General features: G+C 71.4%; 20 protein-coding genes. 4 read left to right on the forward strand and 16 right to left on the reverse strand.

Going from position 1 to position 19,386, the window contains the following annotated elements; all coding sequences use genetic code 11:
* Positions 1-46: 46 nt before the first annotated feature.
* The 3 genes from AAH991_RS07045 to AAH991_RS07055 all read right to left on the reverse strand — a co-directional run bounded on the left by AAH991_RS07045 (position 47) and on the right by AAH991_RS07055 (position 2,412).
* Positions 47-691 (reverse strand): right-handed parallel beta-helix repeat-containing protein, encoded by a 645-nt coding sequence (locus AAH991_RS07045; RefSeq protein ID WP_346224926.1) that lies wholly within the window; start codon positions 689-691, stop codon positions 47-49.
* Between the two features lie 298 nt (positions 692-989).
* Entirely contained in the window at positions 990-1,286 is a 297-nt protein-coding gene (locus AAH991_RS07050; protein WP_346224927.1) for a hypothetical protein, read from the reverse strand.
* Between the two features lie 469 nt (positions 1,287-1,755).
* Positions 1,756-2,412 carry a right-handed parallel beta-helix repeat-containing protein gene (locus AAH991_RS07055; RefSeq protein ID WP_346224928.1) on the reverse strand — a complete coding sequence of 219 codons (657 nt, stop codon included), beginning with the start codon at positions 2,410-2,412 and terminating at the stop codon, positions 1,756-1,758.
* On the opposite strand from AAH991_RS07055, the gene AAH991_RS07060 reads away from it, so the two are divergent.
* Positions 2,372-2,737, forward strand: a complete 366-nt coding sequence (locus AAH991_RS07060; protein ID WP_346224929.1) for a hypothetical protein — start codon at positions 2,372-2,374, stop codon at positions 2,735-2,737. The genes AAH991_RS07055 and AAH991_RS07060 overlap by 41 nt on opposite strands.
* A gap of 149 nt (positions 2,738-2,886) precedes the next feature.
* On the opposite strand, the gene AAH991_RS07065 is transcribed toward AAH991_RS07060, so the two are convergent.
* On the reverse strand, positions 2,887-3,696 hold the full coding sequence (locus AAH991_RS07065) for a 2OG-Fe(II) oxygenase (RefSeq protein WP_346224930.1): 810 nt from the start codon (positions 3,694-3,696) through the stop codon (positions 2,887-2,889).
* A 392-nt stretch (positions 3,697-4,088) separates the two neighbouring features.
* On the opposite strand from AAH991_RS07065, the gene AAH991_RS07070 reads away from it, so the two are divergent.
* Both AAH991_RS07070 and AAH991_RS07075 read left to right on the forward strand, forming a co-directional pair.
* Complete coding sequence (locus AAH991_RS07070) at positions 4,089-5,012, forward strand: glycosyltransferase family 2 protein (RefSeq protein WP_346224931.1); 924 nt, start codon at positions 4,089-4,091, stop codon at positions 5,010-5,012.
* A gap of 64 nt (positions 5,013-5,076) precedes the next feature.
* On the forward strand, positions 5,077-5,616 hold the full coding sequence (locus tag AAH991_RS07075; RefSeq protein ID WP_346224932.1) for a dTDP-4-dehydrorhamnose 3,5-epimerase family protein: 540 nt from the start codon (positions 5,077-5,079) through the stop codon (positions 5,614-5,616).
* Here AAH991_RS07075 and AAH991_RS07080 read toward each other — a convergent pair.
* The 3 genes from AAH991_RS07080 to AAH991_RS07090 are packed head-to-tail and all read right to left on the reverse strand — an operon-like array spanning position 5,581 to position 8,705.
* Positions 5,581-6,963 carry an O-antigen ligase family protein gene (locus tag AAH991_RS07080; protein WP_346224933.1) on the reverse strand — a complete coding sequence of 461 codons (1,383 nt, stop codon included), beginning with the start codon at positions 6,961-6,963 and terminating at the stop codon, positions 5,581-5,583. The genes AAH991_RS07075 and AAH991_RS07080 overlap by 36 nt on opposite strands.
* 23 nt (positions 6,964-6,986) lie before the next feature.
* Positions 6,987-7,730, reverse strand: a complete 744-nt coding sequence (locus tag AAH991_RS07085; protein WP_346224934.1) for a GumC domain-containing protein — start codon at positions 7,728-7,730, stop codon at positions 6,987-6,989.
* Positions 7,731-7,733: 3 nt separating this feature from the next.
* A complete protein-coding gene (locus AAH991_RS07090; RefSeq protein WP_346224935.1) occupies positions 7,734-8,705 on the reverse strand; it encodes a hypothetical protein in 972 nt (323 codons plus the stop codon).
* A 114-nt stretch (positions 8,706-8,819) separates the two neighbouring features.
* Here AAH991_RS07090 and AAH991_RS07095 point away from each other — a divergent pair, with 114 nt between their 5' ends.
* The gene (locus AAH991_RS07095) at positions 8,820-10,040 is read left to right on the forward strand and encodes an acyltransferase family protein (RefSeq protein WP_346224936.1); all 1,221 of its coding nucleotides are present in this window, start codon (positions 8,820-8,822) and stop codon (positions 10,038-10,040) included.
* A 20-nt stretch (positions 10,041-10,060) separates the two neighbouring features.
* On the opposite strand, the gene AAH991_RS07100 is transcribed toward AAH991_RS07095, so the two are convergent.
* The 9 genes from AAH991_RS07100 to AAH991_RS07140 form a co-directional block, all read right to left on the reverse strand.
* Complete coding sequence (locus AAH991_RS07100; RefSeq protein WP_346224937.1) at positions 10,061-10,879, reverse strand: hypothetical protein; 819 nt, start codon at positions 10,877-10,879, stop codon at positions 10,061-10,063.
* A gap of 92 nt (positions 10,880-10,971) precedes the next feature.
* The gene (locus AAH991_RS07105) at positions 10,972-11,859 is read right to left on the reverse strand and encodes a glycosyltransferase family 2 protein (RefSeq protein WP_346224938.1); all 888 of its coding nucleotides are present in this window, start codon (positions 11,857-11,859) and stop codon (positions 10,972-10,974) included.
* Position 11,860: 1 nt separating this feature from the next.
* A complete protein-coding gene (locus AAH991_RS07110) occupies positions 11,861-13,441 on the reverse strand; it encodes an oligosaccharide flippase family protein (RefSeq protein WP_346224939.1) in 1,581 nt (526 codons plus the stop codon).
* Positions 13,442-13,457: 16 nt separating this feature from the next.
* Positions 13,458-14,465 (reverse strand): hypothetical protein, encoded by a 1,008-nt coding sequence (locus AAH991_RS07115; RefSeq protein WP_346224940.1) that lies wholly within the window; start codon positions 14,463-14,465, stop codon positions 13,458-13,460.
* Between the two features lie 4 nt (positions 14,466-14,469).
* Positions 14,470-15,726: a DUF4910 domain-containing protein gene (locus tag AAH991_RS07120; protein WP_346224941.1), complete on the reverse strand. Its 1,257-nt coding sequence runs from the start codon at positions 15,724-15,726 to the stop codon at positions 14,470-14,472.
* Positions 15,723-16,742, reverse strand: a complete 1,020-nt coding sequence (locus AAH991_RS07125; protein ID WP_346224942.1) for an NAD-dependent epimerase/dehydratase family protein — start codon at positions 16,740-16,742, stop codon at positions 15,723-15,725. Before AAH991_RS07125 ends, AAH991_RS07120 begins: the two co-directional genes overlap by 4 nt.
* Positions 16,742-17,389 (reverse strand): PIG-L deacetylase family protein, encoded by a 648-nt coding sequence (locus tag AAH991_RS07130; RefSeq protein ID WP_346224943.1) that lies wholly within the window; start codon positions 17,387-17,389, stop codon positions 16,742-16,744. The genes AAH991_RS07125 and AAH991_RS07130 overlap by 1 nt, the downstream gene beginning before the upstream one ends.
* On the reverse strand, positions 17,386-18,165 hold the full coding sequence (locus tag AAH991_RS07135; protein ID WP_346224944.1) for a glycosyltransferase family protein: 780 nt from the start codon (positions 18,163-18,165) through the stop codon (positions 17,386-17,388). The genes AAH991_RS07130 and AAH991_RS07135 overlap by 4 nt, the downstream gene beginning before the upstream one ends.
* Positions 18,162-19,376: a class I SAM-dependent methyltransferase gene (locus tag AAH991_RS07140; protein ID WP_346224945.1), complete on the reverse strand. Its 1,215-nt coding sequence runs from the start codon at positions 19,374-19,376 to the stop codon at positions 18,162-18,164. Before AAH991_RS07140 ends, AAH991_RS07135 begins: the two co-directional genes overlap by 4 nt.
* Between the last annotated feature and the right edge of the window lie 10 nt (positions 19,377-19,386).

Here is a 19,386-nt window from a genome sequence, read left to right on the forward strand (position 1 = left end):
CCGGACGAGCGGCCGGGCCCCGTGGGGGCCCGGCCGCTCGTCGTCGTCACGACTTGCCGGGATTCACGGCTCCGCCGTCCTCCCAGGTGTTGCCCTGCCAGACGTTGCCGGAGCCCTCGTGGTCCCAGTAGGCCACCGGGCCGGCGTGCCCGCCCTTCGGCCACACCTGGCGGCTGAAGACGTTGCCGATGACCTTGACGTTCGACGAGGTGCCCTTGGTGCCCGCCCCGGCGTACAACGCCCAGCCGCCGCCCGCCAGCAGGTTGCCCTCCACCGTCACGTCGCGGATGACCCCGAAGTCCTGGAACAGCGCGATGGCGCCGGTCTGGTCGAGCGTGTTGATCACCGTGTTGTGCCGGATGATCAGCTGCGTGCCCTTGGCCGGCGCGCTGGTGCTCATGATCATGTCCGTGTGGTCGCCCGAGTAGTACTTGGGGTCGTGGAGGTAGGAGTCCTCCACCACGCCCTGCTCGGTGCAGATGCCGTTCGAGATCGTGTGGATGTCCACGCGCCGAATCGTGATCATCTTGCCCTGGTTGAGGATGCCGAACTGGGTGCGCACCTTGCCGTTGCCGAAGACCTCGACGTCCTCGACCGTCAGCCCCGAGTGGCCCTCACGCTGGAGGATCCCCCAGTAGTCCCGCTGCCCGCGGACCCGCGTGTTGCGGATGGTCACGTTGTCCGCGTCCACCGTGATGTCGCCGTAGACGTCCAGGCCGTCGATGACGGTGCCGTCCTTCGTGATGACGAGCGAGTCGGACCTCTTGAGCGTGACACCCGCGGGGACGCCCGTGTTGCCCGGACCCGGCCAGTCTCCCGTACGCGGCGGCGTCGTCCCGTTCGACGGTGTCGGGGAAGGACGGGCGGACGCGGACCTCGACGGCGTCGGTGAGGGCCGGTCCGGGAAGGGGGAACGCGACGGGCTGTGTGCCGGACTCTGTGCCGGACTGTGCGACGGACTGTGCGTCGCGCTGCGCGAAGGGGTCGCGCTACGCGAAGGAACGGCGCCGGGAGAAGGACTGCGCGTGGGGACGACGCTGGGAGAGGGTCCGCGCGTGGGCCGGACTGTCGGCCGGTGGGTCGGCCAGAAGGTCGGGCGCGTCGTCGGGCGCGTCGTCGGGCGGAGGGTCGGCGACGCCTCCGGTGGAGGGCCGGCCGAGATGCCCGGACGCGGGGAGGCCGACGATCTCGCCGTCCAGGACACCCTCGGAGTGGGCCGCACAGTGGGCCGCACAGTGGGCCTCACAGTGGGCCGGTGTCCCCTCCGCGGCGGCAGGGTGGTCCACCAGGTGACCGCCGGATACGGGTTCCGCCGCCCCGTGGGAGCCGGCGTCGCCCCTTTGCGACCGCGGCGGGAGGAGGGCGAGGCCCTGACCACCTCGGCGCCGGCCGCCCGCGCTTCCGCCCGCGCGTCCTGCTCCGCGCCGTCCCGCGAGCCGGCGCCCGTCAGCGCGACCGTCCCGTCGGACGCGTCCCGGCCGCCGGCGCCGCATCCGCCGCCGGCGAGGACGACGAGGGCGGACAGACCCGCCACGACCAGCAGCCCGCTTTTCCGGGTGTCCTTATATATCCGCACAGTCGACTCCTTCCGGTCCACGGTTATGCCGACTGTCCGCCTCTATAGGGGGAGGCTCCTTCGGGAGGGTAGCCACACCTGACACACAATGTGGGCTGTTTTCGCAAAAGGAACCATTTTCAGCGCAATCTACATGCGTCCCAATCCGCGTATAAATCGCATTCAGGCGACAAAGGGTGTTATTCGGGCGTTACCTTCCCGCCGCTCTCCCAGACGTTGTCCCGCCAGACGTTCCCGCGGCCGTGGGCGTCCCAGTACGCCACCGGGCCGGCGTGCCCACCCTTGGGCCACACCCTGCGACTGAAGACGTTGCCGATGACCTTGACGTTCGACGAGGTGCCCTTGACGCCCGCTCCCGCGTACAGCGCCCAGCCGCCGCCCGCCAGCAGGTTGCCCTCGACCGTCACGTTCCGGATCACGCCGAAATCCTGGAACAGCGCGATGGCGCTGGTCTGGTCGAGCGTATTGACCGCCGTATTGTGGCGAATGATCAATTCGGTTCCCCTGGCCGGCGGTCCGGATGACATGATCATGTCGACGTGATCGTCTTTGTAGAGCTTCGGGTCATGGACGTAGTTGTGCTCGATGAGGCCCTGCTCGGTGCTGATGCCGTTGGAAATCGTGTGGATATTCGCCCGCCGCACGGTGATCATCACGCCCTGGTTGAGAACACCGAACTGCGTGCGTTCCCTGCCGTTGCCGAAGATCTCGACGTCCTCGACCGTCAGCCCGGAGTGGCCCTGCCGCTGGAGGATCCCCCACCAGCCCGGGGTACCGCGAACCCTGGTGTTTCGGATGGTCACGTCGTCGGCCTCGACCGTGATCGCGCCGTTCACCTCCAGGCCGTCGACGACCGTGCCGTCCCTGGTCACGGTGATCGATCCGGACGGGCGCAGCCTCGTCCCCTCCGGCACCCCGGTGTTGTCCGGCCCCGGCCAGGCCGCCGGCCGCGACGGTGAGGGCGCGGGGCTCGGCGTGGTGCGCGCCGACGGCGTCGCCGAGGGGGTCGGACGCTTCGGGCCGCCGTCCGTGGTCGCCTGGCACGCGGTCTGCGAGGTCACCAGTACGGCTCCCGCGAGCAGGACCGCCGTACGCCTCGTCACCGCCCGGCGCACGCCGGGCCAGTTCCTTGGGCGATGCGGGCGCACCGGAATGACGTGATGCGGCTCACCGCGCTTACCCCCCTTGCGCCCGTCGTGCGGGCCTGTCGGCGCCGTGCGTCCCGGCGCATCTCCGGCCGCCATCACCGTACCGGGCGAGTCCGCGCCACGCCGGGAATACCGGCGGCGAGCCTCCCGCGCCCCGTCCGGCTACGCCTTGCCGTCGCGGCTGAGCAGGTCCACCAGCGCCGGAGGCGTCCAGCGCTTCAGCGTCTGACGGAAGTTGCTCTTCCACTGCTCGCCGGGCCGCTGCTTGAAGAGGGTCGTGTGGTCCGCGCCCGTCTCCTCCTCCGGCCGGCCGTTCGTGTAGTAGTACAGCGCCATCGAACGGCGGGCGCGGTCGTCCGGGCACGTCAGCGGATCAGGGTGCCCGTGGTTCGCGTCGTCGGTCGTGGCGAAGACGACGAAGCGGTTGAAGACCGGCAGGATCTTGTGCTCGCAGTGGGTCATGTCCTTGTCCCAGAGCTGCAGGTGACCGCCGTAGTCCTCTTTCCAGTCCTTGTTGAGGTAGAGCAGCCCGTTGAGCCGCCGGTCGAGGTTGAGCCTGCGGTGCCGGTTGAAGTCGGCGTGCACCTTCAGGAACCCGCCGGGCTTGATCTGGTGCAGTCCGCCGCCCTCCAGGTGCGGATCGGAGACGAGCTGCGTGATCCCCGTCAGCCGTTCGAGGAACTCGACGAACACCTGGCCGTTGAACTCGGCGAGCAGGTGGCGGGTGGCGGGGCCCATCCGCTCGGTGTCCGCCAGCGCGAGCTTGATCTCGCGTGAGCTGTCGAACTGCTGCCAGCTCGCGTCCCGCGGCTCCGGGAACTCCTCCAGGATCGGCTCCAGCACGCCGGGCGGCAGGAAGTCGTCGATCACCACGTGCCGGAACGGCCGGGCGTCGAGGAAGTCCTGGCGCCGGCGGTCGGCCAGCGGGAACAGGTCCTCCCGACGGAAGGTGAACGCCTGGGTCTCCTGCATCGATCTCTCCCTCGCCGCCGGCTGAAAGGTGTCTTTCTCGATCCGTCGCCCCCGCGCTCGCCACCGCGCACGGAACGGCGAGGCCCCGACTTGAATATCGTGCGGCGAATCCGCCGGTGTTACAGCGTCGCGTCCGGCCAGACGTTCCTCGGCCTCTTCCTTGACACGAACAGCCGGCGGCCGGCTCGGCGACGACGTGGACGCTCGCACATCAGGAGACCGGCGAGCCGGGCGAGATCGCCGTGGTCCACGACCGAGTCCGCTGAGCGGGGACGCGCGCCCGGCCACATCGACGCTCGACGCCGGGGCGAAGACCGCGGAACGCATTGCCTCCCGGATGCACCGCCTCTAGCATGCGCCTGGCGGGCAGTTCCCGACCCCCGGAGGGCCGCATGTCCGAGACCCCGCGGATCGCGGTCGTCGTCGTGACCTACAACAGCGCGCGTGTGCTGGCAGACTGCCTGGAGTCGCTCGCCGCGGGCGCGCGAGGCGCCGACCTCGTGCGGGTGATCGTCGCCGACAACGCGTCACGAGACGAGTCCGTGCCGCTCGCCGAGCGGGCCGGGGCGACGGTGGTGCAGCTGGGCCGCAACGCCGGCTACGCGGCGGCCATCAACGCGGGCGTCGCCGCCCTCGACCGCGAGGGACACCTCGGCCGCGTCGACGCGGTCGCCATCCTCAACCCCGACTGCCGCACCCGTGAAGGGGCGCTCACCCGTCTCGCGGCCGCGTTGCGCGCCCCCGGCCGCGGCATCGCCGTACCCCGGCTGGTCAGCCCGGACGGCCACACGCATCCCTCCCTGCGCCGCGCCCCCACCGTACGCGGCGCGCTGGCCGAGGCGGTGATCGGCGGACGGCTCGCGGACCGCGTCGGGCGACTCGGCGAGGTGATCACCGATCCCCGCCGGTACCGGACGCCCGGCGCCGCCACGTGGGCCACCGGGGCCGCCCTGCTCGTCTCCGTGGCGGCCGTTCGCGACCTCGGGCCCTGGGACGAGTCCTTCCTGCTCTACAGCGAGGAGACCGAGTACGCGCTGCGGGCGGCCGACCGGGGCTGGACGCTCTGGTACGAACCCGAGGCCGTGGTCGAGCACATCGGCGGCGAGGCGAACGTCAACCCCGTGCTGGCCGCGCTGCTCACGACGAACCGGGTGCGGCTGTTCCGGCGGCGGCGCGGGCCCGTCTCCTCCTCCGCCTTCTATCTGGCCGTGGTTCTCGGCGAGGCGCTGCGCGCGCTCGCCGGCCGGCGTACGGCACGGGCCTCGCTGGTGGCACTCCTGCGGCCCTCCAGGCGCATGCGGGTGCTGCCGCAGTGAGCGTGCGGGGCGGCGGAGGCGGCGTAACGGCCGGCCCGTCCGCCGCGACTACAGACATGTGAAAGTGACGCGACTCGCCCTTGAAGGCGTGCTGCTGTTCGTCCCCACGCCCCACCACGACGAGCGCGGCTTCTTCACCCGGACCTTCGACGCGGCGGTCGCCGCCGGGCACGGGCTCGACCCCGCCGCCTTCATCCAGGACAGCCAGTCACGCTCCCGCAAGGGCACCGTCCGCGGCATGCACGGCCGTTCGGGGCGTGGCGAGGCCAAGCTCGTCCGATGCGCCCGCGGCGCCGTCCTGGACGTGCTGGTGGACGCCAGGCCAGGCTCGCCGACCTTCGGCCGCCACCTAACGGTGCTGCTCGACGACGAGACCTTCGCCCATCTGTACGTGCCCCCGGGCCTCCTGCACGGTTACCAGGCGCTGACCGAGGCCGACGTGTGCTACCGCATCGACCGGGAGCACGACCCGTCGGAGGATCTCGCCGTGCGCTACGACGACCCGGATCTCGCGCTGCCGTGGCCGCTGCCGGTCGGCGCGATCAGCGGCCGGGACCTGTCGGCCGGGTCATGGGCCGAGCTGCGCGACCGCCTCGGGGCGTAGCCGGGCACGCGCCGCCTCCGCCGCGGGCGGGGCGGGCGGCGCGGCGGCGTTCTCGGCCTTCAGCGCGCGCAGCAGCGCGCCGGCGGCCCCGATCAGCAGGAACATCAGGCTGGTGACGCCGGGATAGGACAGCAGGTCGAAGGTGGCCGCGCCGACGAGCGGAACCAGCAGGCAGGCGGCGATGGTCAGGGCCAGGTTGCGGACGTTGGGATCGCCGCTGAGCCGCCGCGCGCGCAGCGCGACGACCACCCCGCAGACGATGACGCCGACGAAGGCGACCACGCCGACCACACCGGTCTCCACCAGCGAGAGCAGGTACTGGTTGTCGAACACCTGGTGCTTGTAGGGATACCAGGTCCCGATGCCCCGGCCGAAGAGCGGGTGTTTGGTGACCTCGCTCAGCGCGAACGGGTAGTCGTGCGTGCGGTAGAGGATGCTGTCGTCGGAGCCGGCGTTCGCGAACAGGTTGTAGAAGGTGCCGAGCAGTCCGGGAGCCGCCACCTTCATCAGGCCGAGGAACACGGCGAGCGCCCCGAGACTCACCAGGCAGCGCCTGAGCGGCCAGCCGGTGAACAGCACCGCGCCCACCACGACCATCCCCAGCACGGCCGACCTGGAGACCGAGAACATCAGCCCGGCCGCTATCAGGGCCGCGCACAGCCACCAGCGCCGCCACGGCTCGCCCCGGTCCCGCGCCTGCAGGGCGAAGTGCGCCGCGAACGGCAGGACCATGGAGCAGAAGACGCCGAACTCGATCGGGTGGCCCAGCGTCGCGGCCACCCGGCGCAGGTCCGCCCGCGACATCACGGTCTCGGTGCCCTCGACTGAGGTGTGCCGGAACCCGGGAAGGGACATGTAGGTCGTGGGGTCGAACTCCAGCAGATACTGGCACGTGGCGACGACCGACACGATCGCCCCGGCCACCACGACCGTCTTGAGCACGAAGTCGAGCCGATCCCGTCCCCTGACTCCGTCGCACATCATGAGCACGAGCCCGACGTACCCGGCGAACAGCACCAGGGAGTGGTCCGCCAGGTTGAGCTCGTCCGAGGGCAGGTATCCGAGGCTGGCGAAGCCGTAGCAGGTCAGGAACGCCATCCCGTACGCGAAGATCGCGGTGCGGACGGGGTTGGCGCCCTTGGCGGCGCCGAGGGTGGTCGTGAATTGCGCCAGGAGCCACACGAGGAGGAGCAGGAGGGCGACGACGTCGGCGAGCGTCAGCGACATCGGCAGCCCGCGCAGGACCAGCCGGGCCGGGATGAGCAGCAGGGAGAGCACGAACAGGCAGACGAGCGTCGCACCGTCGGCGCGCCGGCGCGATCCGGGCAGCGGGCTGTCGATCCTCACGGCACTCCCGATGGTCACGGCTGTCATTGCCGGAGCAGCGGCGCCGGCTTCGTCCGCGCGCCGGCTGGATAGGCGGATCCGTTGAGGGACGCCTGCGGCTTCGCGGCACCGGAGCGGCGGGCGCGGCGCGACCGCGCCCAGCTTTCGACGGCGAATGCGGCGGCCATGCTCAGGAACAGGCCCATCGCCAGCGCGACGCACGCCGCCCGCAGCCTGCTGCCCGTCTTCTCCTCCGGGGTTGTCGGCGGCACGACCTCGAACGCCCTGAGATAGGTCGCCCGCGGCGCGCCCAGCGCCCGCTGCTGCTCGACCAGCTTGTCCTGCGCGATCCGGCCGAGCCGCGCCACCACGTCATGGGCCTCCTGCGCCGTCGGGGCCTCCGCGGAGATGACGACGAACGGCAGCGTGATCATCAGCTCCGGGTTGGTGGTGCCGTTGCTGACCTTGAACGTGGTCCGTCCGCCGGGCGTCACCCCCACCCGTTGCGCGACCTCGGCCGAGCTGAGGCCCTGGATGAGGATCGAGGCGGAAAGGCCCAGCCCGCTGTCGACGTTGACCAGCGGGTTCGTCACCGGGTTGGGGAACTTGGGGTCCGCGGGCAGGCTTCCCCCGTCGCGGGGGACGGTCAGCACGAGGCTCGAGGAGCACACGAAGGTCTTCGGGAACATGACGTAGACGCCGGCCGCCCCCGCGAGCACGAGCACGAAGACGGGGAAGGTGACGTACCACCGCCGGAACAGGACGAGGACCGTCGCCCAGAAGTCCATGCGTCAGTCCTTGTCGTCGTCCGTACGCGCGTCTGTGGGCACACTCGCGAAGCGACGGTCGTCGTCGGCGCGCAGCGCCTCGGCCGCGTCCTTCCCCTTCACCGGCTCCGTCACGACGACGATCTCCTGGGTGTCCCACAGGACCACGTCCACGTCGTCGTCCTCGTACGCGGGGACGACGGGAGCGACGTGAACCGCCGGGAGCGCGGCGGCCGGCGGCGCCGGGTCACGCGGGGGTGGCGGGGCCTTGCGGAGCAGCGGGACCCGGCCTCTGCGCGTCAGGGCGTAAACCAGGCCGAGACCCGCGCAGGCGGCCAGGAGGCCGACGCCGGCCGCCACCTGCCACCGCGTGGACAGCATGGCCTCCGGCTTGGAGGGCGGCACGATGTTGGCGACCGTGAGGTAGGTCGAGGGCGGGGCGCCGAGCGTCCGCTGCCACCCGGTCAGCTCGTCGCGGACGCGCCGCTGCGCCTTCGTCAGGACGCCGGAGGCGACATCCGGGGACGGCGCCACGACGCGGATGTAGATGTACGGCCCGCTGATGTCCAGAACCCGGGGGTTGCTGCGCCCGTCGTCGATCGTGATCGTCGTCGGCCCGTCCTTGGGGGCGCCGAGCTGCGTCCACACGTCCTGCGTGTTCATGGACTGGATGACGATGCTCGCGGCCGTCTTCAGCGCGTCGTTGAACTGCAGGAGCGGGTTGCCCCGGGGCAGCGGGCGGTTCGGGTCCCTGGAGTAGACGCCGCCGTTGACGGGCGTGGCCAGCACCAGCGAGGTGTCCGCCTCGTAACGGGTCGGGACGACGAAGAAGGTGACCGTGCCGACCAGGATCGAGATCGCCAGCAGGGGGAGTCCGATCGACCATTTCCGTAGGAGACCGGCGATCGTCGTCCAGAACTCCACGTATCCCCCCGGCCTGTCCAGTGCCGTCGGCCTGCCAGCAGGCGTCCGGACCCTGCTTGGATACATCGTCACGCGCGGCTGTCACGTTACAACGATCCGGTGTCCCGCGCCGGGTGGTTACGTTCGGCGAACTTCCTCCGATATACGTTGCGGCGACCGGTCCGGGCGACGACGGGAGTACGGCGGATGGAGTCCTCTGCGGACCAGGCGACGGCCCCGTCCACCTCCGCCTCCACCCGGGTGACACGTGCGCCCGCGCGTCTGCCGGGCCTCGACGGGATCCGCGGGATCGCGGCCCTGTTCGTGGTCCTGCACCACTGCTGGCTGCTGTCCTTCCCGGGCTTCCCCGCCGGCACGGGCCCCGCGTGGGCCGGTTGGCTCGTCTACGGGCACCTCGCGGTGGTGATGTTCATCGTCCTGTCGGGGTTCTCGCTGGCGGTCTCACCGGCGAGGTCGGGCTGGCGGCTGAACGGTCTCCGCCGGTTCGCCTACCGGCGGGCCTGGCGCATCCTCCCGCCCTACTGGGCGGCCCTGCTGTTCAGCCTCGTGGTCGCGTGGACGCTGATCCCGCAGCCCGGGCAGGGCAGCCCGACCGTGAAGTCCGTCGTCGTCTACGGCCTGCTGGTCCAGGACCTGTTCGGCTCGCCGAGCCCCAACGGCGCCTTCTGGTCCATCGCGGTCGAGGCGCAGCTCTACATCGTGTTCCCGCTGATGCTCCTGGTGCTGCGGCGGGCCGGCGCGGCCGTCCTGCTCGCCGTCCTGACCGTCGTCGTGGCCCTCATCGGACTGCTCGCGCCGAGCGTCCCCGCGGTGGACCTGTTCATGCGGCTGACCCCGCAGTTCGCGGTGCTCTTCGCGATCGGCGCGGTCGCGGCGGGAGTGGCGGCGAAGATGCCGGCGGGCATGCCGGCGGGCATGGTGACGGGCATGGCGGCGCGCGGAGAGGCCCACGAGAACGGGTCGCCGTGGCCGTCGCGTCTCCCCTGGCTGGCCCTGGCCGCCGCGGCGCCCGTCGTCCTGCTGATCGTCGTGCGTGGTCCCGAGTGGACCGTCGGGCACTACTTCTGGGTCGATCTGGCCGTCGGCCCGGCGGCCGGGCTGCTGCTCGCCTCCGTCGCGGCCGGCCGGCCCCGGCCCCTCGTGCGCCTGCTCGACACGCGGGCGCTGCGCCGGCTCGGCTCGTTCTCCTACAGCCTCTATCTCATCCACGCGCCGATCGTGGTGGTGGTGAACCGCCTGGTCCTCGCCCCCCGTCTCGCCCCGGGCGTGACGATGTTCCTGGCCACCCTCGTGCTGACCGTGCCGTTCACGCTGCTCGCGGCGTGGCTTTTCGCGTCGGTCTTCGAGCTGCCGTTCCAGCGCCACCGCGGCTGGGGCGCGCTGCGGGCGGCGGTCCTGCGGCGCTAGCCGCCGCCCGGTTCCTTCGTCTAGAGCGGCAGCTCGGTCTGGCTGTCGGGGCGGCCGACGTACCGTCCGTAGTCGGGGTGGTCGAAGCGGTGCAGCGCGACGATGTTGTCGTTCCACGGCGCGGGCACGGCCCGTTTGTGGCGCAGGCCGTTGATCGGGGCGATCTTCAGGGTCTCGTGCGCCTCGTTGAACTCACTGATGGCCCGCAGCTCGCCGACGTAGTCGTTGTGCAGGATCTGGTCGTCGTCGCCGACGGTGTCGTCCAGGTAGCAGAAGACGCGGGGCAGGAAATACTTGTGGTCGCCCGCGAAGATCCGCAGCGCGGCGGCCGTGGAGGAGTAGAAGTCCACGTCGACGGAGACGAAGCCGATCGGCGCGGGCCGCCTGTCGTCCAGGAACTCCGCCACGGTGTCGGTGATGTTCCCGAGGACCAGGTGGGCCTCGGGCAGTCGCGCGCGCAGGGCCGCGACGTCCATGCTGAAGTCGCCCTCGCGCCAGATGTAGGGCAGGTCGCGGTAGTCGGTCGGCTTCGGCAGGCCCTCTCCCGTGTCGAAGCCGTACACGTCGATCCGCACGCCGGTGGCGGCGGTGGCCAGCCGTGCCTGGCGGCACATCTCGACCAGGCCCGCGCCGCCGGCGACGCCGAACTCGACCACGCTGATGCGGTCGACGCCGAGCCGCCTGGCCAGTTCCGCCGCCTGCTGGACGCCGTAGGCGTAGTGCGGCCGGGGGAACAGGTCGAGGGCGCAGCGCAGCTCGTACGAGCCGAAGGGCAGGCGGCGCATGACGGCGAGAACCGACCGTCCGGGCTGCATGAGCACCCGGACGAGGCGTATCACGTTCCGGTCGAACCCGCTTCGCGGCGAGGACGTCATAGTGGGTCGGCCTTTCTTCTGGTCACGTGGATGGATTGCGGCCGCCGTGCCCGCGGTCAGCCTCCCAGGAGGCGAACGGCGAGACCGGTGAGCTTGCGGCCGCGGTGGGCCAGCACCTGGCGCTGGCGGCGCCCGTATATGCGGGCCAGCACGGCCCGGCCCCGGCGACGCTGCTCGGGGGTGAGGTCCATGGCGTGCAGCGCCCGGTACATCGCGCGGAACTGGAGCGTGTTGGCGAAGTGCGCGGTCCACACCGGCACGCCGAGGGCCCGGGCGATGTGCGGCAGCCGCTTCCAGCGCAGGTTGCGGTGGGCCAGCACCTCGGGGACGTGGCCCCACGGCCCGGTCAGCGCGAGCACGGTGGCGTACACCTCGTCCTCGCGGATCATCACGGGCCTGCGGATGCCCGCCACCGCCGCGCGCCGCATCACGCCGTACAGCGGGTCGAGGAGCATGTGCTCGGTGGTGACCGCGTCCCACAGCTCCGCCAGCCGGTCGACGGGGTCGTCGGAGAGCATCCCCGTGCCCTGGTAGGCCGGCCGGTGCACCGAGCCGTCCGGGCTGGTGTACGCCGTGTCCGAGGTCACCAGGATGAGCCGCTCGTCGCTCAGGAGCGGCTCGAGCGACCGGGACACGCAGTGCGGCTCGAGATGGTCGTCGTCGCCCATCCACCGGAAGAACTCGCCCCGTGCCAGCCGCAGCACCTCGGTGAAGTTGCCGACGATGCCGATGTTGCGGGGCTGGCGGTGGTAGACGACCCGGGAGTCCTCCCGGGCGAGCCGCCGGCACAGCTCCTCCGTGCCGTCCGTGGACGCGTTGTCCGAGATGACGACCTCGAGCCGTTCGTGGTCCTGGGCGAGGACGGACCGCACGGCCTCCTCCAGCCGGTCGGCGCCGTTGCGGACCGGTATGCCGATGGAGACGAGTCTCCGTGAATCCGCCAACTCAGTGCTCCTTCGCCGTCGCCTCGACCGGCACCGGATGCCGGTGACCGGCGGGCAGCCGCTCCATCACGTGGCCGCCCACCGTTCTCATCTGGTGCAGCGGCACCACGATCAGCACGTAGACCAGCAGCCCTCCGGCGCCTCCGACGACGAGCTGGAGGAACTGGCTGCCCGCGGTCAGCGCGGCCAGGCCCACGGTGACCGCGAACGACACCGCGGCCCCGGCGAACGGCCGTACCAGCTGGGGCAGGATCGGCCGCAGCCGCACCCCGGTGCGCTGCACGGCGAGCATCGCGAGCGGGAGGGCCACCAGCAGCGCGGCCGCCGCCTGGCCGACGGCCGCGCCCCGGATTCCGTCGAGATGCGTCCCCACGATCACCGCGGGGATCAGCGCCACGCCGTACCCCAGGTTCATCCAGACGGTCGAGCGGGTGGCGCCCTGCCCGTTGAGGATGTCCAGGGCGAAGGAGGTCAGCATGCGCACCACCATCAGCACCGCGAGGAACCGCAGGACGCCGGCCGCCTGCCCCCACTTGTCGCCGTACAGGAAGTGGATGAGCGGGTGGGCGAGCACCGCCATGGCCACGGCCAGCGGCAGGATCGCGGTGATCAGGATCGGCACCGACTTCTGCACGCCGAGCGACAGCGACTCCTCGTCCCGCTCGGCGAGGCGCGAGAAGCCGGCGATGGACACCGAACGGATCGCGGTGCCGATCAGTCCGGGCACCCAGCTCGACACGTTGAAGGCCATCAGGTAGAAGCCGAGCCAGTCGGGCCCCATGATGGCGCCGACGATGATGTAGCCGACGTTGAGCAGCACGATTTCCAGGGCGATGCCCGCGGCGGAGGGGATGCCGAACCCCAGCAGCCTCTTGGCGACGCCCCGGTCGAACGCCAGACGCCAGGGCAGCCGGGCGTAGGCGAGCATGAACACGCCGGTGACCACGGCGCCGGCCACCTGTCCCCAGGCGAAGCTGTACGGCCCGGCGCCGCTCGCGGCGAGCGCGATCGCCACCGGGGCGTTCACCAGGAACCCCGCCAGGATCGCCTTGGCGCTCTTGCCCACGTGGAACCTGCGCAGCAGTGTCGCGCTGCGCACCGCGGTCACGGCCTCGATGAGGATGACCGCGGTGAGGAGCCGCACGACCGGGGTGGCCTCCTCGCTGCCCGCGAGGCTGGAGAAGTACGGCGCGCCCACGTAGAACGCGCCGTACAGGGTGACGGCGGAGATCATCGAGAGGGTGGTGGCGGTCGGCGCGACGTCCTCCAGCCTGCCCCGCCACTGCACCACCGCCGCCATGACGCCGATGTCCTTGACGACCATGACGAACTGGGTCGCGGCCAGCGCGACCGCGTAGATGCCGAAGTCCTCCGGGGACAGCAGACGGGCCAGGACGAGGCCCATGAGGAACGACCCCGCCCGGGTCGCCAGGGTGCCCAGCAGGCTCCAGCCGAGCCCGCGTCCGGCCTTGCGGCCGATATCCCGGAGGTGGCCGGCCTCGCCGTCCTGTGGCTCGGCCGGCTCCGGCGGTTCCGCCGGTTCCTCCGGCTCCGCCGGCTCCGCGTCCTGGCTCTCTCGCATCGGCTCTCCCCGATCCCTAGTTCTCCTCGGTGACCCGCTCCAGCCAGATCTCCCGCCAGAACGGCACGAACGCCCGTGGGCAGTTGGCCTTGTACACACCCGCGCAGACGACGCCGTCGAGGATGATGCAGGGGTTCTTCATCTGCAGCATGCGCCCGGTCTTCTCGTCGATGCACCGTTCCACGCGCGCGGCGACCCGGGCCACACGCCCGCAGTACCGCGCCATCTCCTCCTCGAACCCCATCCCGCGGTTGAGCCGCTTCGTGTCGAGCGTGGCGACGATCGCCTCCCGCGACTTGACCCGCACGAGCTCGCCCGGCTGCAGGTCGCTCAGCTCGGTCGGGGTCGTGGTGTTCGGGCCGGGCGGCACGAAGCCCCACGCCATGCCGTCCCTGAACCGCAGCCGGCGGGGCAGCCTGCGGCTCGCCCGCTGTAATCGGTTGAACAGCCCGAAGAAGATCGTGCGGAGGGTGGCCGGGACGCCGGCGTTGCCCACCCGGACGTCCGTGACGTACTGGCCGAGGTCCCTGAAGGGCAGGGGCTCGGGAGCGGCGCGCAGCAGCTCGGTCGCCTGGCAGCGGTACCGCACCTCGCCGTCCGCCGCCGGCTTGCCTCGGGAGTTGATCTCGAGCAGGGGAAGGCTGCGTACGGGCTCGGGTGCGGCCTCGGGTGCGGGCGCGCCCGGGGCCACCCGTTTGAGCCAGGCCTCCTTCCAGTACAGCGAGCACGAGGTCTGGCAGCCGCCGTGGGCCGAGCCGTCGCAGCGCGCGCCGGTCAGGTGCACGGCGTCCCGCATCCGCCGCATGCCCGTGCCGGTCACCGTGTCGCACAGCTTGTGCGCCACCTTGTGCACCGTCATCCGCCGCCCGCAGAACGACAGCATCTCCGGCATGAAGGGCAGGCCGTCGAGCTCGCCCTTCTCGTCGAGTGTGGCCATGATCTCCTCGACGCTGCGGACCTCCACCACCTCGCCGACCGTGAGGCCCAGGGCCTCCGGTCGTGCGGAGGCCTCGAACTGCGTCATCCGGCTACTCCTTCACGAGTCCCGCGACCAGCAGAGCCTGGGCCGCGTCCGCCACCACGTCGAACGGCAGTCCGGAACGTTCCGAGATGTCGAGCAGGCTGTGGGCGCCGTCGGACTGGTTCAGCACCCACAACATCGCCATCTGCGCCTGTTTCGTGTCACTGCGCCCGCCGAGCGAGTCGTACAGGCCGCGCCTGCCCAGCTGGGGCTCGCCGTACGGGCTGAGGTTCACGTAGGTGCGGTTGCGCTCCAGCACCCGCACGGCCCGCAGGCAGGCGTCCAGCGTGTCCTCCATCGCCTCCTCGGTGACGAAGTCCGGGTCGTCCGCCGAGGTGTGGTACTCCGGATAGCCGGCGTACGGGGTCCTGGTCAGGCAGCCGACCGGCAGGTCGAACCCGGGCGAGCAGTACTGCCGCTCGTCGTAGCCGTAGGGGGAGAAGTCCACCAGCGTGTGCGGGCGGTCCCGCAGGACGTGGGCGAGGACCCGGTCGATCTCGGCGTCCCCCCGCCGGCTGCGTTTGTAGGTGATCGGTCCCCGGTCTCCCGCGCAGGCGAGCACGAGCCCGTGCCCGATCCGGCCGGCCCGGTCCCGGTTGCGCGCCAGCCAGGCGATCGAACCGATGGTGCCGGGCGCGAACAGGAAGCGGTAGGTGTAGCGCCGCTCCTCCCGCGCCAGCAGCCGCGCCAGCCGGGTCGCCACCGCGACTCCCGCCAGGTTGTCGTTGGCCAGCGAGGGGTGGCAGACATGGCACGAGATCAGGACCTCCTCCGCGCTGCGGCCCGGGATCACGTGCTCGCCGTACGTCAGGTGCCCGTCGGCGAGCGTCGAGTCGATCCGCACCTCGTACGGCCCCGGCCCCATCCCCGCCAGCGTGTTCTCGCTGAGGCAGAACCCCCACGTCTCGGCGTAGTAACTGGTGCGGTACGGCACCAGGCCGGGCCGGTCGGGAAGCGTGTGCAGGTGGGGGCGGAGCTCGTCCAGGGTCATGGTCGCCGACACCGGCACGCTGTAGCCGACCACGTGCAGGTTGGACGCCGCGAAGTCGACGATCCGGGTTCCGGAGGAGTCCTTGATGTAGGCGTCGCGGATGTTCCATTCCTTGGGAATGGTCCAGTCGAGAACCTCGGTGCCCGTGGGCACCTCGCTGATCTCCAGCGGGATCGACTCGCCGATGATCTCCAGAGTGCGCCGCAGGCCGGATCCGGTGATGCTGCGGCACAGCGGGTAGAGCCGCCTGACCAGCGCGTGCATCTCGCTCATGGGCGCAACGAAGAGTCGACGGCGCCGGCCTCCCGCCGGTCGGACAGGCGGGCGAGCCGGGTGAAGCGGCGCTCGAAGTCCTCCCTGGTCAGCCCGTACTCGCGGTAGGCGTCGACCAGTTCAACCGCGCCGTCCTTGACCGACCAGCGGGCCTCGTACCCGGGGAGGGCGGCCCTGATGCGGGAGAAGTCCACGCGGTAGGAGCGCGGGTCGGCGCCCGCCTCGCCGGTGATCACGAGAGCGGCGCCGGGCACGGCCTCGACGACCTCGGCCGCGATCTCCGCCACGGTCAGGTTGTTGCGCTCGGTGCCGACGTTGAACGCCTTCGCGTGCACCGCCTCCCTGGGCGCGGTCAGCGCGGCGGCGAACGCCTCCGCGATGTCGCGCGCGTGGACCAGCGGGCGCCAGGGCGTGCCGTCCGACAGCACGCGCACCTCCCCCGACAGGCACGCGTGGCCGACCAGGTTGTTGAGCACGATGTCGGCCCGCAGCCTCGGCGAGAAGCCGAATGCCGTCGCGTTGCGCATGAAGACCGGGGTGAAGTCGTCGTCCGCCAGAGCGGTCAGGTCGTCCTCCACCCGGACCTTCGACTCCGCGTAGGGGGTCACCGGCCGGAGCGGCGCGTCCTCGTCCAGCAGGTCGTCGCCGCCCGACGCGCCGTACACCGAGCAGGTCGACGCGTACAGGAACCGGCGGACGCCCGCGTCCCTGGCGAGCCGGGCCAGCCGCGAGGAGGCGTAGTGGTTGATGTCGTAGGTCAGCTCGGGGGCCAGCGAGCCGAGCGGGTCGTTGGACAGCGCGGCGAGGTGGACGACGGCGTCGAACCCCTCCAGGTGCTCGGGCCGGACGTCCCGCAGGTCCACCGCGTACGTCTCGGGGTCGGCGGGCGGGGGGCCGAGCACGCAGTCGGCGAACAGCCCCGAGTCGAGGCCGACCACCTCGTGGCCGGCCTCGGCGAGCACCGGGGCCATGACCGTGCCGAGATAGCCCTGGTGTCCGGTCAGCAGTAGCCGCATCAGTTCTCCAGGTCGAGGGTGAGCTTGTCCACGTGGAAGGCCTCGGCGTACCGCGCGTGGCACTCGATGCCGCGGATGCGGGCCAGGCCGAGGAAGGCTTCCGGGTCGTACCAGGGGCGGTGCCGTTGCGAGGGGTAGTGGCTCTGCAACAGGGCGGCCTTCTCCTTCGCCACATCGGGGGTGAGCGGCTGGTAGACCGCCGGCCGGCCGAGGTCGCCGTCCCACTTGACGATCTCGTAGCCCAGGACCAGGTGGTCGCGGAACGCGGTCGGCACAAGTTCGGCGAGGCCCCGGTGATCCTGGTGCAGGTCGCCCCGGTGGGGGGCGACGACCAGGTCGGGGTCGCCCGCCGCGCGCAGCTCCTCGACGGCGTTCTTGGCCTCGTCCCAGTGGGCGGGCAGCCGCCCGTCGGGCAGCTTCAGCACGGTCAGCCGCAGGTCGGCGCCGGGGCAGAAGGCGGCGAGCGCGGCCCGCTCCTCGTCCTCCCGCTCGGTGCCGCCGCCGGACAGCACCAGGGCGTCCACGCGGACGCCGGGGTGCGCCGCGCAGACGGTCAGCAGCGTGCCGCCCGCCCCGATCGCGATGTCGTCGCAGTGCGCCGCGAGTGCCGCGATCCTGCGCACGCGGCCGGGCCGCAGGCCGATCACACGTGCTCCCACAGCGCCCACGGCCGGTCGCCGCGCGCCCACGCATGGTCCAGCTCCAGCCGCTGGTTGACGGTGTCGCTCGGCCGCCAGTAGCCGCGGTGCGGGTAGGCCAGCAGCCGGCCGCGCTTGGCCAGTTCGGCGCAGCCGTCGGCCACGAGGTCGCCGTTCACGGGGATGTGGTCGAAGACCTCCTGGCGGAGCACGAAGAAGCCGCCGTTGACCCACAGCGGCATCTCGCTGACCGGCGTGATCGAGCCGACCCTGCCGTCCTCGCCCACGTCGACGCAGTGGAAGGTGTTGGACGGCGGGACCACCATCATCGACGCCCCGGCGTCCGTGGCGCGGAACCGCTCGACGATGTCGGACAGCGGCGCGTCGGTGAGCACGTCCGCGTAGTTCGCCAGAAAGATCTCATCGCCCTCAAGATAGGGGCGCACCCGGCGAAGCCGCTCCCCAATGGGTGAATCCACCCCGGTGTCCACGAGGGAGATCGACCAGTCGGAGATGTCGGTGGACAACAGGTCCACCCGGCCGTTGCGCAGGACGAAATCGTTGGACGCCGTTTCCTGATAGTTCAGGAAAAAACTCTTGATGTGCTGTGCGCCGTATCCGAGACAGAGGACGAAATCCCGATGTCCGAAATGCGCGTAATACCGCATCACATGCCAGAGCAGCGGGCGCGGGCCGACGAGCTGCATCGGCTTGGGAATGTCCCCGCCGGGAAGGTCGCTGCGCATCCTGGTGCCCCGGCCTCCGCAGAAGAGGACGACTTTCACACGATCTCCAGTCTGGGGATCGGGAAGACCAGCCGGCCTCCCCACTCGCGTACGTACGAGAGCTGGGCGGTCAACTCCTCCCTCAGGTTCCAGGGGAGCACCAGCACGTAGTCGGGGCGGTCGGCGGCGATCTGCTCCGGCGGGAGGACGGGGATCCGCGCGCCGGGGGTGAACCGCCCGTGCTTGTAGGGGTTCCGGTCGACCGTGTAACGCAGCAGGTCGGGGCGGATGCCGCAGTGGTTGAGCAGGGTGTTGCCCTTGCCGGGGGCGCCGTAGCCCACGACCGTCCTGCCCTGCGCGGCGGCGTCGAGAAGGAAGCTCAGCAGCTCCCGCCGGACCCGTGCCACCCGCTCGGCGAACTGCGCGTAGCCGGACAGCTCGTGCAGCCCGGCGGCCTTCTCCGCCGCCAGCACCTCGGCCACACGCGGGCTCGGCTCCGCGCCGAGCTCGCTCGGGCGGGCCCACAGCCGGATCGACCCGCCGTGGGTCGGCAGCAGCTCGACGTCCACCAGGGAGAGCCCGCCGCTCGCCAGCGCCCGTTCCGCGGAGGCGACCGTGTAGTACTGGAAGTGCTCGTGGTAGATCGTGTCGTACTGGTTGAGCTCCATGAGGGTGAGCAGGTGCTGCACCTCGATGGACACCCAGCCCTCGTCGTCCAGGAGCGCGCGCAGCCCCCGGGTGAAGCCGACGACGTCGGGGATGTGCGCGTAGACGTTGTTGGCCACGACGAGGTCGGCGGGCCCGTGCTCGGCCCGTACGGCGGCGGCCGTCTCCGGCCCGAGGAACGCCGTGAGCGTCGGGACCCCGTTGTCCCTGGCCGCCTGGCCGACGTTGACCGACGGTTCGATGCCGAGGCAACGGATGCCGCGTTCCACGACGTGCCGCAGCAGGTAGCCGTCGTTGCTCGCCACCTCGACCACGAACCGGGGGCGCAGCCGCCCGGCCGCGTCCGCCACGAACCGCCGCGCGTGCTCCACCCACGAGGTGGAGTACGACGAGTAGTAGGCGTACTCGGTGAAGGTGTCCTGGGGCGTGATGAGCGCGGGAATCTGGGCGAGCCAGCAGTCCGTGCACACCCGCAGGTGCAGCGGATAGGTCGTCTCCGGCTCGTCGAGCTGCTCAGCGGCGAGGAACCTCTCGCACGGCGGCGTCGCGCCGAGGTCGACCACGCCGACGAGGCTCGCGGACCCGCACAGCCGGCACGTCGTCATCAGGACCTCC

The sequence above is a fragment of the Microbispora sp. ZYX-F-249 genome (assembly GCF_039649665.1).
In the GTDB taxonomy this organism is placed as follows: domain Bacteria; phylum Actinomycetota; class Actinomycetes; order Streptosporangiales; family Streptosporangiaceae; genus Microbispora; species Microbispora maris.

Excerpts from the sequence above, each read along its gene's own strand:
- AAH991_RS07065 (WP_346224930.1), bottom strand. The coding sequence starts at position 3,696 with ATGCAGGAGACCCAGGCGTTCACCTTCCGTCGGGAGGACCTGTTCCCG.
- AAH991_RS07085 (WP_346224934.1), bottom strand. The coding sequence starts at position 7,730 with ATGGACTTCTGGGCGACGGTCCTCGTCCTGTTCCGGCGGTGGTACGTC.
- AAH991_RS07125 (WP_346224942.1), bottom strand. The coding sequence starts at position 16,742 with ATGCGGCTACTGCTGACCGGACACCAGGGCTATCTCGGCACGGTCATG.
- AAH991_RS07120 (WP_346224941.1), bottom strand. The coding sequence starts at position 15,726 with ATGAGCGAGATGCACGCGCTGGTCAGGCGGCTCTACCCGCTGTGCCGC.
- AAH991_RS07070 (WP_346224931.1), top strand. The coding sequence starts at position 4,089 with ATGTCCGAGACCCCGCGGATCGCGGTCGTCGTCGTGACCTACAACAGC.
- AAH991_RS07095 (WP_346224936.1), top strand. The coding sequence starts at position 8,820 with ATGGAGTCCTCTGCGGACCAGGCGACGGCCCCGTCCACCTCCGCCTCC.
- AAH991_RS07110 (WP_346224939.1), bottom strand. The coding sequence starts at position 13,441 with ATGCGAGAGAGCCAGGACGCGGAGCCGGCGGAGCCGGAGGAACCGGCG.
- AAH991_RS07140 (WP_346224945.1), bottom strand. The coding sequence starts at position 19,376 with ATGACGACGTGCCGGCTGTGCGGGTCCGCGAGCCTCGTCGGCGTGGTC.
- AAH991_RS07060 (WP_346224929.1), top strand. The coding sequence starts at position 2,372 with ATGGTCACGTCGTCGGCCTCGACCGTGATCGCGCCGTTCACCTCCAGG.
- AAH991_RS07115 (WP_346224940.1), bottom strand. The coding sequence starts at position 14,465 with ATGACGCAGTTCGAGGCCTCCGCACGACCGGAGGCCCTGGGCCTCACG.